Source organism: Bilophila sp. 4_1_30 (assembly GCF_000224655.1).
Taxonomy (GTDB): Bacteria; Desulfobacterota; Desulfovibrionia; order Desulfovibrionales; family Desulfovibrionaceae; genus Bilophila; species Bilophila wadsworthia.
This window is the reverse complement of the sequence record NZ_JH114237.1, coordinates 1-14792: the sequence shown is the minus strand read 5'-3', so window position 1 is coordinate 14792 and position 14792 is coordinate 1. Positions and strand designations below refer to the sequence as shown.

Sequence of the window (14792 nt, the reverse complement as noted above, 5' to 3'; positions counted from 1 at the left end):
GCCTTGGCAAGGAAGGCGTTGCGCCCGGCGCGCACGGCTTCGCCGAAGGCCGCGCCCATGCGTACCGGATCGCCCGCCGTGGCAATGGCGGTGTTTACGAGGCAGGCCGCCGCGCCCATTTCCATAGCTTCACAGGCCTGCGAAGGCTTGCCGATGCCCGCATCGACAACGATGGGCAGGCTGATTTCTTCAATGAGGATACGGACCATTTCCTTGGTCTGGAGGCCGCGGTTCGTGCCGATGGGCGCACCAAGGGGCATGACGGCGGCGGCTCCGGCATTCACGAGATCGCGGGCCACATACAGATCGGGGTTCATGTACGGCAGGACGGTGAAGCCTTCCTTGGCGAGGGTTTCCGTGGCTTTGGCGGTTTCGTAGCCGTCGGGCAGAAGATGGCGCGTGTCGGAGATGACTTCGATTTTGATCCAGTCGCCACATCCTGCGGCACGGGACAGACGGGCGATGCGCACGGCCTCGTCGGCGGTACGCGCGCCGGACGTGTTCGGCAAAAGCCGCATCGTGCCGGGGATGTGGCTCAGCACATTGTCTTTCGAGTTGCCGAGATCCACACGCCGCAGCGCCACGGTGATGACTTCCGCGCCGGAAGCTTCCGCGACCGCCGGAATCAGGCTGTCCGAACCGTATTTTCCCGTACCGATGAACAGACGGCTGTGCAGTTCCACACCGCCGATGATCAATGCATCCGAACTCGTTTTCATAGCCCATCCTTGAGTGAACACTCGGAAAATATGACGGGGCAAACACCCCAAAAGAACGCTCCGAAAAGAGCACCCGGCGGTGCGGAGCAACGCCTGTCGGGTCCCCCCAGCAGCCGACGCATGAGGGAGGAAAGACAAAGGAAGGCGGAGACGCCTCCGTCCTTCAGGAGATTCGCCTGTTCCGGGAATACCCCTCTTTACCCGCCGCCGACAAACTGCAACAGCTCGAGCGTGTCGCCGTCCTGCAAGGCGGTTTCGGCAAACGTCCCGGCGGGCACGATGTCCCTGTTCCGCTCCACCACGATTTTTTCAGGCGACAACCCGAGCCGGAGGATAAGGTCAAGCAGCGTCGCCCCCTCATTGCATACGGTGATCTCGCCGTTTACGGTGATATTCATGAAAGCCTCGTGCGGTTGGCCATCAACCAAAAAACGCCCGTCACGAGGGACGGGCGTTCTCAGGATCAGGCATGATGACGCTTCCCTACGGCAGTACCAGCTGCGTCAGGTTCCAAGGGTCTGGGACGAACCCACTCTCAGCCTTGACAGGCTCCCCTAGCTCGGATGACTATAGCGAGCGGCCTCTCTTCTGTAAAGAGCCGTTTTCTTCCTTCTTTCCACTACTTTTTGATGATCAGCAGCTCCTCAAGAGGACGCTTCGGCACATGGTGCACGCCCTGCGCGTCGCGCCAGTACTTCACGGAGCCGTCAGCCCCCACGGTTTCAACGCGGCGGACTTCCTTTTGGAAGCCGAGCGCCAGTACGAGCAGCGGCTCAAGGTTCTCGGGGATGCCCAGCACCTCGCGGATCTTGCGCGGATCAAAGGACAGGAAAATGCAGCAGCCGAGGTCCCGCGTATACGCCGCCAGCTGGATGGTCTGCGCGGCGATGCCCGCATCAATGGCATTCAGTTTTGCCCGCGTCCCCGCCTCACCGAGAATGGCGACGTAACCGGTGGGACGCTCACCCGCTTCGGGGCCGTCCCAATCGGTCAGCATCCCCGCCCATTTCAACGCCGGGAAAACGGCGGCGCAAGCTTCCGGGGATTCCGCAACGGCAAACCGCAACGCCTGCGCGTTTCCACCGCAAGGCGTCACGCGGGCACACGCAATAAGCCAGTCCAGCATTCCGGCGGGCATCCCCTCGGCTTCCCGGAAACGGCGGCAGGTCCGGGCCCCGGTTACAAGCTCAAGAAAATCCATAAACATCTCCTTGGTTGAGATTGTAAGGACCGTTTCTTTCTAGCACCCCCCGCGCGGGTCCACAACGGGTTGCGTCCTGACGGGGCGCGGGATAGTGTGTCTTCGCCCGGTTACGGGACGGTGGCCCTTACGGAATCCCTTCAACAGGGCTTTCCGCGACACGGAGCGCCGCTTTCATTCCGGGGCATACCGACGCCTTCCGCAAAGGATTTTTATGAAGTACCTCGCCATAGACTACGGCCAGAAACGCACCGGCATTGCGGTTTCGGATACCGGGGGCAGCATGGCCTTTCCCCGCAAAACCATCCTCATGCGTACCCGCGCCGCCTTTTTTGAGGAATTGCTCGCCCTCATTGAGGCCGAAGCCACGGACGCCATCGTCATAGGGCTTCCCATCAACCTCGACGGCGAGGAAAGCCTCACGACCCGGCAGGTCCGCAACTTTTCCAAGAGCCTCGCCCGGCGCACCACCCTCCCCCTGTTTTGGATGGAGGAAGCCCTCAGCAGCTACGAAGCCGAAAGGGACCTCCGGGACGCCGGACGTTCCGCAGCTCAAGGCCGGGCCGTGCTCGACCAGCAGGCCGCCGTGCGCATCCTGCAATCTTTCCTCGATCAACCGGAAGCCAAACGGAAAACCATATGAACGAATCCCCCGAAGAAACCAAAAACACACCTGCCGACCCCGGCGCCCCGCGCCCAGAAGAAACAGGCATACCTTCCGGCGTATCGGATACACGGAATCAACAGGCTCCTCCGGATCAACAACATTCCGATGCGTCATCCCCCGAAGCAGAGAACTGGCAGCCGACTGACAAGAAGCCCGGCGAGGCCTCTCCCCTTGATGGGGAGGAGCCGGAAACGCCTCTGCCCGCTTCCGCGCCCGAGACGCCCAAACCCAAACGGCTCTGGCCGCGCTTCCTGCTCGGGTTCATGCTGCTGGTCCTGCTGGCTTGCGGCGGAGCCGGTTGGCTGGCCTATGACTTCCTGAACTGCCCCGGTACCGATCCCGCCGTCGCGCCCGCGCAAGACGTGGAAGTGACCGTCAATCCCGGCACAACGTTCCGTACCCTGACGCCTGAGCTGGTCCGCCTTGGGGCCGTGCGCAATGCCGACAAGTTCATACTCCTGCTCCGCTGGATGAACTACAGGGATATCCCCCACGCGCTCAAACCCGGACGGTTCCGGATCAACACGGGCTGGACGCCGCAGCAGGTCATCGATCAACTGGTCAACGGTTCCCCTCTGCTCGACCGGGTAACAATCCCCGAAGGCCTCGCCTGGTGGGAAGTGGGCAAGCGGCTGGAAGAGGCACAGATGGTGCGTTTCGAGGATTTCGACAAGCTCGTCCATGACCCCGCCTTTCTGCGGCATTGGGGCATTCCGTTCGACAGCGCGGAAGGCTTCCTGTTCCCGGACACTTATCTGATCATGCGTCCACTGGAACTCAACGAAGCCACCGCAAAATCGGTCGTCGGACGGCTTATCGACAACTTCTGGCGCAGGACCGCCCCGCTCTGGCCAGGCGGCAAGCGCCCGGGCCCTTCCGGGCGCGACGAGGTACGGCGTCTGGTCACGCTGGCCTCCATCGTCGAACGGGAAACAGCCGTACCCTCCGAGAGGCCCCGCGTCGCCGGGGTATACGCCAACCGGCTGCGGCTCAACATGCTGCTCCAGGCCGATCCCACCACGGCCTACGGGCTCGGGGAAGGGTTCGACGGCAATCTGCGGCGCAAACATCTCGACGACGAGGGCAACCCCTACAACACCTACAAGCATCCCGGCCTGCCGCCCGGCCCCATCTGCTCGCCGGGCCTCGCCTGCCTCAAAGCGGCCGCTAACCCGGAGCAGCACGACTACATCTATTTTGTCGCGCGCGGGGAAGACGGCTCACATGTGTTCAGCACCAATTTAGCCGCTCACAACAAGGCCGTCCGAGAATATTGGGCGAAAAGGAGAGGGAGGTAGATACTTGGAGGGGGCTATCATCTTATCCAAATCCTCCGCAGGAACGAACTCCCGCCGCGCGGCCTCCCCACCAGTCAAAAGTCTTTGAAGGGAAAAGGGAGGGGTTTGGGAAGGGAAAGGGGAAACTTTCTTCAGAAAGTTTCCCCTTTCCCTCCCCAATTTCTTTTACCCTTCCATAACCTTGATCCGATCAAATCCGGAGAGCAACCGGCGTTCCAACACGCGAACCCTGATGACCAGAAGGACGGCTGCAATGGATACGCCGACAATAAACGCCGTCCAGAACCCCTGCGGGCCAAGGGGATCGCCCCACAAATGCGTCCTGCCAAGCGTATACCCCACAGGCAGGGCGAACACCCAGTAGGAAATCAGCGTCACGCACAGGATGGCCCGCGTATCGTTATACCCACGCAGAATACCAACGCTGACCACCTGCACGGCGTCCGTAATCTGATAGGTCGCGGCAAACAGCAGCAAGTGCGACGCCAACCCGAGCACTACCGGATCGTTGTTGTAGACGGCGGCGATCTGATGCCTCCAGAGGATGGTCACCGACGCCGTGAAACAGGCCGCCATGCAGGCCAAAAGCCATGAAGATCGGCTCGCCACGCGGACGGCCTCCACCGACTTGCGCCCGAGGGCAAACCCCGTACGGATGGTCGCCGCAGTACCGATGGACAACGGGACCATGAACAGCAACGAACTGAAATTCAGGGCGACCTGATGCCCCGCCACCTGAATGGCCCCGAGCGGCGCGATGAGCAGCGCCACCGCCGCGAACAGCGTCACCTCAAACAGCATGGCCAGCGCGCCGGGAAAACCGATGCCCGCCAGTTTTTTGAGCGTCGCCCAAACGGGGAATTCCCATACCCGCCAGGTCATCAATTCCCGCAAGTAGGTATGCCGGCACACGTACACCACCATCGTCAGGAACATGACCCAATAGACGATCGCCGTAGCAACGCCCGTACCCGGCCCGCCGAGCGCCGGGAGGCCGAGCTTGCCGAAAATCAGGATATAGTTGCACGGAATATTGATGAGCAGCCCCATAAAGCCCGCGAACATGGCCGGACGCATAAGCGCCATCCCCTCCATGCCGCAGCGCAAAGCCACGAACAGCAGGTAGGCAGGAGCCCCCCAGATGATCGCCCTCAGGTACTGCCCCGTCATGAGCCCGAGAGCCCCCTCAACGCCCATATCGGCGAGATGGAACGATACCAGATACACGATAAGGATGAGCGGAACCGAAATGAACAGCGCCATCCAGATACCCTGCCGCATGACGTGCCCGACACCCTGCATGTGTTCGCCGCTCCGCATGGAACCAGCCCCGCGAAGCTGCGCCACGCACGGCGTAACCGCGAGCAGCAGCCCCTGTCCGAACAGGACGAGCGGAACCCAGAGCGACCCGGCCAGCGCCACAGCCGCCATATCCACCGCCCCCACCCGGCCCGTCATGACCATATCCACAAATCCCATTGAAATCATGGCGATCTGCGCCAAAAGGGCTGGAACGGCAAGAGTAAGCTGCGTTTTCATTTCAGTGAGATAGGCTCGACGCTTCGTAGACATGAAAAACCTCAAAAGGGAAAAAAGGAGAAAGACAACCCTCCTTGAAACACTGTTTCAAGGAGGGTCGGCGGACTATAACTGGAACAGATAAAAAGGCAATCGCTTCTCATGCCCGAGAAAACGGAAAAAAGGCGGTCCGATGTTTAGAGCGGAGTTCCCTTTCCACCGAAAAAAGGGGCGCTCCAATCCGGGCGCCCCTTTTTCGGGTCAAACGCTCAGATCATCAGTAGGCTGAACCTTGCGGCCTGCGGTCAACAGCAGCGCGAAGCAAATCAGCGCTATGGCGATACCCACGATATTGGACAGTTCGTAGGACATGCCGAAGCCCATCGTCTTCTCAAAGCAGATATACACGGCGCTCACGGCAGTCATGAAACAAGCGGGCACGGAGGCAATCCAATGGAACTTGCCGCGATGCAGCAAGTAGGCGGCCGCAGCCCACAACATGATGGCGGCGAGGGCCTGGTTGGCAAATCCGAAGTAGCGCCACAGCATCCCAAAGGGAATGAAGTTCAAAGCGACGCCCACGACAAACAGCGGGACGGCTATCATCAGGCGATTCTTGTGCGGGCGCTGATCATAGCCGATAGCGTCGGCAATGGTCAAACGGGCAGCACGGAAGGCCGTATCGCCGGATGTCACGGGCAGCACCACAACGCCGAGGACGGCAAGGGCGCCACCGAACACGCCAAGCAGTTCCACGGAGATGTTGTTCACGACCAGCGCGGCGTTCCCCTTGGGGCCGAGGGCGGCGGCAAGAGCGGCCGTATCGGAGTAGAAGGACATGCCGAGGGTCACCCAGATAAGCCCGATAACGCCTTCCGCAATCATCGCACCGTAAAAGATCTTACGGCCATGCTTTTCGTTGTTGATGCACCGGGCCATCAGCGGAGACTGCGTGGCATGGAAGCCGGAGCAAGCGCCGCAGGCGATGGTAATGAACACCAGCGGCCAGGCGGGCAGGCCGGAGGGGCTATGCATGGTCCATTCGATGTTGCTGTAGAAGGTGTACCCCTTGAAGGCCAGAGCGCCCAGCAGCCCAACGGCCATGAACACCAGCAGTACAGCGAAGAACGGATAGACGCGGCCGATGATCTTGTCCACGGGCAGAATAGTGGCAAGGAAGTAGTACGCAAAGATGATCGCCACAAAGAGCATACTGTGCATACCGGTCAACTGGGACAGCAGGCCAGCGGGCCCCGCCACGAAGACCACGCCCACCAGAATGAGCAGCACGACGGCGAACACGCGCATGAGCTTCTTGATGAGGTCGCCGAGGTTGTACCCGACGATATCCGGCACGGACTTGCCGTTATAGCGGACGGACAACATCCCCGAGAAGTAGTCATGTACGGCACCGGCGAACACGCATCCGATTACGACCCACAGGAGAGCTATGGGACCGTAGAGGGCACCAAGGATCGGCCCGAAGACGGGGCCAAGACCGGCAATGTTCAGCAGCTGGATCAGAAACACCTTGGTAGGGCTCATCTCCACATAGTCCACACCGTCAGGCATTTTGCAGGCAGGCGTGGGGCGGTTGGGATCAGGCCCGAACACCTTTTCCACAATGGCGCCATACACACAATACCCAGCCAGCAGCCCTGCCAGGGCCAACACAAAATACATCCATGAAGGCATACAATTCCCCCTCTAAACGTGAGTGTTACGGAACACCCTCCCTTACGGCAAGGAGATTGCTCCACTACCGCAGAAGTCTAATCCCGGCGTTCTTTCCGAGTCAAGGGGAGAAGTGCTTTTTGCGCAATAGGATACAAAACCAGTCCGTATACGCGTTGCACGGTCAGGAATCCTCTCCAGAGCCCGTGCAGCGCGTCAAATACAAAAAGAGAAGGGAGCCGAAACTCCCTCCTCATCAAAGCTAACCGGAATCGGCGTCAGCCGACTTCAATTAGAAGGTGTACTGCAAGGTCACAGCACCGCGAACGTTGTTTTCACGGTACGAATCAACAACACCCTTGCCCCAGACGCTTTCGTCGAGGTCGAGGTTGATGTAGCCGATTTCAACGGCCAAGGTCAGATCCTTGTAGATCTTGTACTGGGTGTCGAAGTTCACTTCCCAAGCCTTGTCGGCCGTGGTCATGTACAACTGACGCCCCGCATCATTAGCACTCGTGACATAAGCGCCACCGTTGCGAGCCATTTCGGTATTGTTCGTGCCCTTGACGAAACCGACGCGGAACACATGGGTCAGGTCTTCCATAAAGGAGATATCCTTCGCCTGGAGGTACACGCCCATCTTGCCGTCGTTGCTCAAGCCGATCATGTCGCACGCGTCACGACCGAAGTTACCGTCGAAGCCGTAGGAAGAAATATCCCAAGAACCTTCAACGGTAGGCATACGTTCGGAACCGTTGTACGCATTGGAGTCGTCACCAGAAGCATACCAGAACAGGATGCCGGGGGTGAAGTAATCCATCTTGTACTCGGCGAGGATAGAGGCGAACCAGCCAGCGCGCTGCGCGTCGAAATTCTTTCCGTCCTTTTTATAAGAACCCATGTCAACGCTACCATAAGCAGCGTCAAGAGCAATGCGGAAAGGATCAAAATAGGTCAGTTCGGAAGCAACGCCAACCCACCAAGCGTTGCCGTGACGATCACCCTTGGCACCATAGAGATCCGGCGTACCGACGGGAAGCAGGTTTTCCTTAAGCGCACCTTCCGTATTAGCACCCTTAATAGAGTCGCGACCAACAGCGCCATACATGCCCCACGGGGTCACTTTCACGCCGTCGAAGGTCATCGGCACAGTCAAACCAACGAAGTCCATGGCGTTGCTGGAAGGATGTCCAACGAGCTTACCACCATCGGTGCCGTAGTTACCGTTATTGTCGTTTTCAGCACGAAGCCAGAAGAGGCTGGCGCCCACGTTTTCGGTGAACTGACCGGAGAGGGTGATACCCGCGCCGTCAGCAGCTCCACCGCCGAGGATGGGGTTGTTGGAAATGAAGCCGGGCAGGCTGAAGTTCTGGAGACCCATACGGACCTTGGCGTCGGTCTGGGGGATCACCCAGTCAACGTAGCTGTAACGGACCTTGACGATCTTGCCGTCGGTACCGAGGGAAGCGCCCTGGTCAGCTCTACCCCAGTTCTGGTCGCCCATTTCGAGGAACAGAACGCCCTTCAGGGATTCAGAGGCGATGACGTCGATCTGGGTACGCAGACGCTGTTTGGCGGTAAACTTGTCGCCGTTCTTTTCGAACAGGTTATTGTCACCCAACTGCCAAGAAAACGTCCAGTTGCCCTTGGCCTTGATATCAGCAGCCTGAGAACCAGCAGCAGCGCCGAGCACGAGGCCGGCAGCAAGAAGCAGAGTCACGATGCGCTTCATGTGTATTCCTTCCTTCTTAAATAAAATTCCTTGATCGACGAACACAGGACAATCCAGTGTTCGCGTTTCTTTTCTCATAACTCTAAACCGAGATCAACCCTTTTTGTAAAAAAATTTAAACTTCGTGATTCTCACCCCTCTCAAACGGGCCAAAAAGGCAAAATCCCTGTACCGTCCCTCAAGGCCGGCGTGGTTTACCCCCTCCGAAAAGCAGGGCTTGACGGGACGGCACAAGTACGCAAATAGTCGCATGGTACGGTTGCTCAACGCTCCCGCCTCGCATCCGAAGACCTCTTTTTTAAGGATAGACGCATGGGTTTCTTCTCAAGTATCAAACGGCTGTGGTCATCGAATAAAACTGCTGAAACTCCGGAAACGCCACAGGTCCCGGCGGAGGAAGCACTGGCCGCGCAGCCAGCGGAAACGGAAGACGGCGCATCTCACGAAGAATCTTCCGTTTCCGACGCGCCACAATCTCCTGTGGAGGTTGTGGAAAAACTGCCGGAAACGGCAGCCGCAGAGCAGCAACAGGCCGATCTGGAAATGGATCAGCTCGCTGCCGGACAATCTCTTGAACCGGACGGGCAAGCTCCCGCACCTGCGGCTGCCGCCCAACCTGCCCCTCAGCCCGACGCCCCGAAGGAACCTTCCGGATGGCGCGATACGCTGCTGCTTACCCTCCGGGAAGCCGAACCGCGCCTGTCCGTGTGGCTGTCCATCGCTCTGGAAGATCTCGGACCCGACGCACGCACGGGCGACGAACTCTGGGAGCGTGTCCGCTTCCTTTTGACCGCCCTTGGAGCCCCGGAGAACGAAGCCGATGCCTTCGTCGCCGACTTCGCCGCATGGGCCGCGCGCATGGAATACGAAGAAGTGGCGGACTTCCGTTCGGAACTGCAGTACCGCCTCGCCCTTGCTCTCGATCTTGAGGACGAAGAGGATGAACGCAACCGCATTTTCCTCAAGCTGCATCAAGGGCTGGAACGGACCCGTGAACAGCTCGGCAAAGGGCTCTCCACCCTCTTCGCCAGCCACGGCGACCTGTCCGCCGACTTCTGGGACGAATTGGAAGAACTCTTCATTATGGCGGACATGGGCGTCGAAGCCGCGACCGAGCTGTGCAAACGCCTCAAGTCCCGTGCGCGTGCCGCTTCCGCGACCACTCCCGAGGAACTTCGTCCTCTCCTCGCCGCGGAGCTGGAAGACATTTTCCGCATCCCGCGCCGCGTCGTCGCGGTCAACCCGCCCGAGGTCGTTCTGATCATCGGCGTCAACGGCGTAGGCAAGACCACGACCATCGCCAAACTGGCCTACCGCGCCCGTATGCAGGGCAAAAAAGTCCTCCTTGCCGCCGCCGACACCTTCCGGGCCGCCGCCGTGGAACAGCTCGGCATTTGGGCGGAACGCACGGGTTCCGGTTTCCACTCCAAGGGGCAGGACGCCGATCCCGCCGCCGTGGCGTGGGAGGCGATGGATGTCGCCATCAGGGATCAATACGATATTCTGTTTATCGATACCGCCGGACGTCTGCACACCAAGAGCAACCTGATGGATGAGCTCCACAAGATCCGGGAAGTCATCGCCCGCAAGCATCCCGGCGCTCCGCACCGCAGCATCCTTATTGTAGACGCCACCACCGGTCAGAACGCGCTCCAGCAGACAAAAATATTCAAGGAAGCAGCAGGTATCGACGAACTTATCCTGACCAAGCTTGACGGCACCGCCAAGGGCGGCGTCGCCGTGGCCGTTTCCATGCAGTACGGTATCCCGATCACCTACGTCGGCCTTGGCGAAAAAATGGAAGACCTCCGCCCCTTCAACGGGGATGACTTCGCTAAGGCGCTCCTTGAGCAGTAAAAAATTGATAAAAAGGGAGGAGCTTTTCTGGAAAAGGCGTCCTCCCTTTTCTCTAGGATGGGTTCACTTTGAACGGATTGGAAATATTGGGGAAGGGGAACTTTTCTGAAGAAAGCTTCCCCTTCCCCAAATCTACCCGCGTAGAGTCCGCCACACCCTTTCCAAAATTTTTTGTGCCTATCGAGTCCCCGTTCACGATTCTTTCTGAGGCAGGTTGCCTTTGGAACACGCTATTTGAAAGTGGAAATACCCTGCCGTCCCACCCTTCTCCTCCCAACCCTTTTGACTTTTTTCCGTTTTTTTCCGAAAGTATGTCACCCTTTCACACGCGACCCATCCTCAAAAAACACACTTTGGAGTGGGCAAGACGTTTGGGGGAAACACGGAAAAGCGCTCTCGCTTCTTCGCCCTTCTGCCTTGCCCCTGTTTCCTACGCCGGAGACCTGCATGTACGACATCGACGATCTGAAAAACCTTGTGGATATGGCGGCGGGCGGGCGCAGCCCCGCCGACCTTCTCATTACCAACGCGAAGCTGGTGGACGTGCTGACCGGCGAAATCCGGGAAACGGACGTCAGCGTGGGCGGAGGCAAAATCCTCGGCTTCTCGCATACCGAGGCGGTGAAAGTCGTTGACGCGCGAGGAGCCTACCTGCTGCCCGGCCTCATCGACGCCCACATCCATATCGAATCCAGCATGGTGAGCCCCGCGCGTTTCGCCGGGCTGGTACTCCCGCACGGCACCACCAGCGTCGTGGCCGATCCGCACGAAATCGCCAACGTCCACGGACTGGAAGGCATCCGGTACATGCTGGAAAACGGGCGACACCTGCCGCTCAATATTTTTATCGCCCTCCCCTCCTGTGTTCCGGCGACGCCGTTCGAGGATTCCGGCGCGGTCCTTTCCGCTGAAGAACTGGAAGAGCTCATCGACGACCCCAAAGTGACCGGTATCGGCGAAATGATGAACTTCCCCGGCGTCGTCTCCGGCGACTACGACGTACTGGCAAAAATCCAGCTCGGTACGTCCCACGGCAAAATTGTGGACGGACACGCCCCCGGCTTGCTTGGCCGGGATCTCGACGCCTATCTCGTCACCGGCATTACGAATACCCACGAGTGCACCACGCTTGAGGAGATGCGCGAGAACCTTCGCCGGGGCAGCTACATCCTTATACGCGAAGGCTCCGCCGCCAAGAACCTCCGAACGCTCCTGCCCGGCGTTACGCCCGGCAACGCGCGGCGCTGCGCGTTCTGCTGCGATGACCGCCATATTGAGGATATCGTTTCCGACGGCCACATGGATAACCATCTGCGCCTCGCGGTAGGCATGGGGATGGATCCGGTACAGGCCATCACCATGTGCACGCTCAACGCCGCGGAGTGCTTCGGGCTGCGCAACAAGGGAGCCATCGCCCCCGGCAGGGATGCCGATTTCATCCTTGTGGACGACCTCAAGGCATTCCGCGTGCGCAAGGTATTCACGGCGGGACGCCTGATCGCCGAAGACGGCCGCGTCCTCATCCCGCTGGATGACGCGGCTGCGGGAGCGCCTTCCCACTCCATCCACCTCAAGCCGCTGGCCGAGGATGCCCTGTCCTTGCCTGTCCGTACCGGAAAAGCCCGTGTCATCGGCATTGAGCCCGCCTCCCTCGTTACGAAGAGCCTCGTCCGCGAGGTGAAGACCGATGATACGGGATGCTTCCAGTCCGCGCTGAATCCCGGCCTGACCAAGATCGCGGTCATTGAGCGGCACAAGAGGACGGGAAAACTCGGCATCGGGATTCTAGAAGGCTATGGGCTCACGGGAGGGGCCATAGCGACGACCATTTCCCATGACTCCCACAACATTGTTGTAGCGGGCGACAACGACCCTGATATGCTGCTTGCCGTCCGGGAATTGGCGGACATGGGCGGCGGCATCGTCTCCGTGCACGGAGGGGCCATCCGGCGTCTGCCCCTCCCTATCGCGGGCCTCATGACCTCCGCCGATCCGCAGGAAGTCAATGCCGTCCTTCACGATATGCTCGTTGCCGCGCGTGCGGAGCTCGGTATCCCCGAAGACGTCGAACCGTTCATGACCCTCAGTTTCATGGCCCTTCCCGTCATTCCGGAACTCAAGCTGACCGCCCGCGGCCTGTTCAACGTCAACACTTTTTCCTTCGTCGGCGTAGAAGCCGACTGACGAGGTGCGCCATGCCCAGACTGTTGCCCGGGACCTCTCCCGAAACCGACCTCTACGCTCTCACCGACGACGGACTGTCTCTCGGGCGTCCGGCGGTTGAAGTCGCCAAAGCCCTGCTCGACAGCGGCATCAAGATCCTCCAGTACCGCGAAAAAGAAAAAAAGGCCGGACAGATGCTCAAAGAGTGCATGGAGCTGCGCCGCCTGACCCGCGAGGCTGGTGCCTGCTTCATCGTGAATGACCATGTTGACATTGCTATCCTCTGCGAAGCCGACGGCGTGCACGTCGGCCAAGAGGATCTCCCCGTCGAGGCCGTGCGCCGTCTCGTCGGCCCGGACATGATCATCGGCCTGTCCACCCATACCCCTGATCAGGCCCGCGCGGCCGTGGCCTCCGGTGCGGACTATATCGGGGTCGGCCCCATTTACCCGACGCAGACCAAAAAGGACGTTTGCGCCGCTGTAACCCTCGATTATCTTGATTGGGTGGTTGCCAACATCACCCTGCCTTTCGTCGCCATCGGAGGCATCAAACGCCACAACATTGCGGACGTCATCGCGCACGGCGCCCGCTGTTGCGCCATCGTTTCCGAATTCGTCAGCGCTCCCGACATTCCCGCCCGCGTTGCCGAAGTCAGAAGCGCAATGAAAAAATAGTGTTTTTACAGGCGGGAGGACAAATTATTCCCTCTCGCCGCCATGTTGCGCGCTGGGGGGCGGGCGCATTCCGGTAGTGCTTTACAGGAAGCGCTTGACCTCCGGCTGATACGGTCATATGTGTTCGACATGAACGGAATCTTCCATACTCCCAAGCGGTTCGCTCTGCTTCTCCTCGCCGCGTTCGCGCTGGCGAACGGTCCCTTGTGGGCCGCTCCGACGCCTGTCGCCGACAAGGGCGGAGATAAGAAGGAAGAGGCCGTATGGGGCGAAATGCCCGCTGGAGCCAAGACAACCTACATCGGCATCCACGGCGGAACTGTGCCTGTCAGCCTGCTGACGGCGGGGGACGGTTCTCCGATGATCGCACTTGTGGGCCTGACCGGAAGCGATTTCCTGAACTTTTTGCGTACCAACGACAGATTGCAGGAAGAGCCCCTGTTTGCCGACAATACAGGGATCTACGCTCCGGGGGCGCACCCTTCGGACATAAACGACAGCCCCGTACAGCCGGCAAACGCTGACGTGCCTACGCCGCAGCCCACTGGGAATGCGACGCAACCCATAACCGGGAACGCTACACAACCGATGGCTCCAAGCGAGCAGGTAGTACAGCAAACCGCCGACAACCAACCGACCGAACTTCCGGCAACCGATCCCGCCATTCCCTCTGAGAGCAATGCAACGCTGCTTCTGGCGGGCTCTTCTTCCGGGGATATCCCGGTGATCTATGCAACAGGGCGAAATTTTGAACGACTGAGCCTTGTCCCGGCCAACTGGGCTCCCTTTGGTCTGACTGAAAAGGCCCTTTCCCTTGAAGGGGAAGTGAAAGTTCTCGCCCCGCCCAAGATGATGCCCAAGCAGCACACCATAAAAAAGAAACGGCATTAGCCCGTTGACGTCCCCACCCAAAGAGGGAAGGAGTAAAGCTCCTTCCCCCTTTTTTTATATGCCTCAGGCTTTACGTAGCTGGGGAGGAGTTACCGATAACTTCCCTACCCGTTTCCTGCCCTTTCTTTATGAAAGCTGTGCATCTCCATAAGGGCATCTCTCCGCCTTACTCGGAGGTTTTCCGGGGCCTCTGCCGGGCAAACCGGTAAGGCTTGCGAGAAAAGGGAAGAGGGGAAAAACTAACGCCGATTATGGAGCGAACCGGTGCATAAAGCCGAAGGAAACAGAAGCTGGGGGGAGGAGGAGAACCGAGGGAGGGGGGGGAAACAGAAGGAAGGGCTTGAGCCGGGCCTGGGGCTTAGGGAGGGTGGCGCGATGAGGATGAGCTTCGGGCA

Annotated in this window: 12 protein-coding genes and 1 riboswitch; of the genes, 6 read left to right on the top strand and 6 right to left on the bottom strand. The window is 59.5% G+C overall.

Annotation, left to right across the window (positions count from 1 at the left end; translation table 11 throughout):
- From HMPREF0178_RS19195 to HMPREF0178_RS19185, 3 genes are all read right to left on the bottom strand, one after another.
- Window positions 1-719 (bottom strand): thiazole synthase (locus HMPREF0178_RS19195; RefSeq protein ID WP_009369205.1); only part of this gene is annotated, 719 nt, incomplete at its 3' end.
- 197 nt (window positions 720-916) lie between these two features.
- Window positions 917-1117: a sulfur carrier protein ThiS gene (gene thiS, locus HMPREF0178_RS19190; protein ID WP_005030443.1), complete on the bottom strand. Its 201-nt coding sequence runs from the start codon at window positions 1115-1117 to the stop codon at window positions 917-919.
- A gap of 65 nt (window positions 1118-1182) precedes the next feature.
- Window positions 1183-1285: riboswitch (TPP riboswitch) on the bottom strand.
- A gap of 53 nt (window positions 1286-1338) precedes the next feature.
- Window positions 1339-1920, bottom strand: coding sequence for a nitroreductase family protein (locus HMPREF0178_RS19185; protein ID WP_009369204.1), 582 nt, complete (start codon window positions 1918-1920; stop codon window positions 1339-1341).
- A gap of 214 nt (window positions 1921-2134) precedes the next feature.
- On the opposite strand from HMPREF0178_RS19185, the gene ruvX reads away from it, so the two are divergent.
- Complete coding sequence (gene ruvX, locus HMPREF0178_RS19180) at window positions 2135-2563, top strand: Holliday junction resolvase RuvX (protein ID WP_005030438.1); 429 nt, start codon at window positions 2135-2137, stop codon at window positions 2561-2563.
- Window positions 2560-3885, top strand: a complete 1326-nt coding sequence (gene mltG, locus HMPREF0178_RS19175; RefSeq protein ID WP_009369203.1) for an endolytic transglycosylase MltG — start codon at window positions 2560-2562, stop codon at window positions 3883-3885. The genes ruvX and mltG overlap by 4 nt, the downstream gene beginning before the upstream one ends.
- A gap of 165 nt (window positions 3886-4050) precedes the next feature.
- On the opposite strand, the gene HMPREF0178_RS19170 is transcribed toward mltG, so the two are convergent.
- The 3 genes from HMPREF0178_RS19170 to HMPREF0178_RS19160 all read right to left on the bottom strand — a co-directional run bounded on the left by HMPREF0178_RS19170 (window position 4051) and on the right by HMPREF0178_RS19160 (window position 8809).
- A complete protein-coding gene (locus HMPREF0178_RS19170; protein WP_009369202.1) occupies window positions 4051-5457 on the bottom strand; it encodes an MATE family efflux transporter in 1407 nt (468 codons plus the stop codon).
- A 207-nt stretch (window positions 5458-5664) separates the two neighbouring features.
- Window positions 5665-7098: a carbon starvation protein A gene (locus tag HMPREF0178_RS19165; RefSeq protein ID WP_009369201.1), complete on the bottom strand. Its 1434-nt coding sequence runs from the start codon at window positions 7096-7098 to the stop codon at window positions 5665-5667.
- Window positions 7099-7369: 271 nt separating this feature from the next.
- The gene (locus HMPREF0178_RS19160; protein ID WP_009369200.1) at window positions 7370-8809 is read right to left on the bottom strand and encodes an outer membrane homotrimeric porin; all 1440 of its coding nucleotides are present in this window, start codon (window positions 8807-8809) and stop codon (window positions 7370-7372) included.
- Between the two features lie 312 nt (window positions 8810-9121).
- Here HMPREF0178_RS19160 and ftsY point away from each other — a divergent pair, with 312 nt between their 5' ends.
- The 4 genes from ftsY to HMPREF0178_RS19140 all read left to right on the top strand — a co-directional run bounded on the left by ftsY (window position 9122) and on the right by HMPREF0178_RS19140 (window position 14397).
- On the top strand, window positions 9122-10666 hold the full coding sequence (gene ftsY / locus HMPREF0178_RS19155) for a signal recognition particle-docking protein FtsY (protein ID WP_005030425.1): 1545 nt from the start codon (window positions 9122-9124) through the stop codon (window positions 10664-10666).
- A gap of 447 nt (window positions 10667-11113) precedes the next feature.
- On the top strand, window positions 11114-12850 hold the full coding sequence (ade, locus tag HMPREF0178_RS19150) for an adenine deaminase (RefSeq protein ID WP_009369199.1): 1737 nt from the start codon (window positions 11114-11116) through the stop codon (window positions 12848-12850).
- Between the two features lie 11 nt (window positions 12851-12861).
- Window positions 12862-13506, top strand: a complete 645-nt coding sequence (gene thiE / locus HMPREF0178_RS19145) for a thiamine phosphate synthase (protein WP_009369198.1) — start codon at window positions 12862-12864, stop codon at window positions 13504-13506.
- Between the two features lie 129 nt (window positions 13507-13635).
- Window positions 13636-14397, top strand: coding sequence for a hypothetical protein (locus HMPREF0178_RS19140; protein WP_232281335.1), 762 nt, complete (start codon window positions 13636-13638; stop codon window positions 14395-14397).
- Window positions 14398-14792: the final 395 nt, after the last annotated feature.

What these genes read in the sequence shown, in the direction of transcription:
- thiS (WP_005030443.1), bottom strand. Translation starts at nt 1,117, where the DNA reads ATGAATATCACCGTAAACGGCGAGATCACCGTATGCAATGAGGGGGCG.
- HMPREF0178_RS19185 (WP_009369204.1), bottom strand. Translation starts at nt 1,920, where the DNA reads ATGGATTTTCTTGAGCTTGTAACCGGGGCCCGGACCTGCCGCCGTTTC.
- ruvX (WP_005030438.1), top strand. Translation starts at nt 2,135, where the DNA reads ATGAAGTACCTCGCCATAGACTACGGCCAGAAACGCACCGGCATTGCG.
- mltG (WP_009369203.1), top strand. Translation starts at nt 2,560, where the DNA reads ATGAACGAATCCCCCGAAGAAACCAAAAACACACCTGCCGACCCCGGC.
- HMPREF0178_RS19170 (WP_009369202.1), bottom strand. Translation starts at nt 5,457, where the DNA reads ATGTCTACGAAGCGTCGAGCCTATCTCACTGAAATGAAAACGCAGCTT.
- HMPREF0178_RS19165 (WP_009369201.1), bottom strand. Translation starts at nt 7,098, where the DNA reads ATGCCTTCATGGATGTATTTTGTGTTGGCCCTGGCAGGGCTGCTGGCT.
- HMPREF0178_RS19160 (WP_009369200.1), bottom strand. Translation starts at nt 8,809, where the DNA reads ATGAAGCGCATCGTGACTCTGCTTCTTGCTGCCGGCCTCGTGCTCGGC.
- ftsY (WP_005030425.1), top strand. Translation starts at nt 9,122, where the DNA reads ATGGGTTTCTTCTCAAGTATCAAACGGCTGTGGTCATCGAATAAAACT.
- ade (WP_009369199.1), top strand. Translation starts at nt 11,114, where the DNA reads ATGTACGACATCGACGATCTGAAAAACCTTGTGGATATGGCGGCGGGC.
- thiE (WP_009369198.1), top strand. Translation starts at nt 12,862, where the DNA reads ATGCCCAGACTGTTGCCCGGGACCTCTCCCGAAACCGACCTCTACGCT.
- HMPREF0178_RS19140 (WP_232281335.1), top strand. Translation starts at nt 13,636, where the DNA reads ATGAACGGAATCTTCCATACTCCCAAGCGGTTCGCTCTGCTTCTCCTC.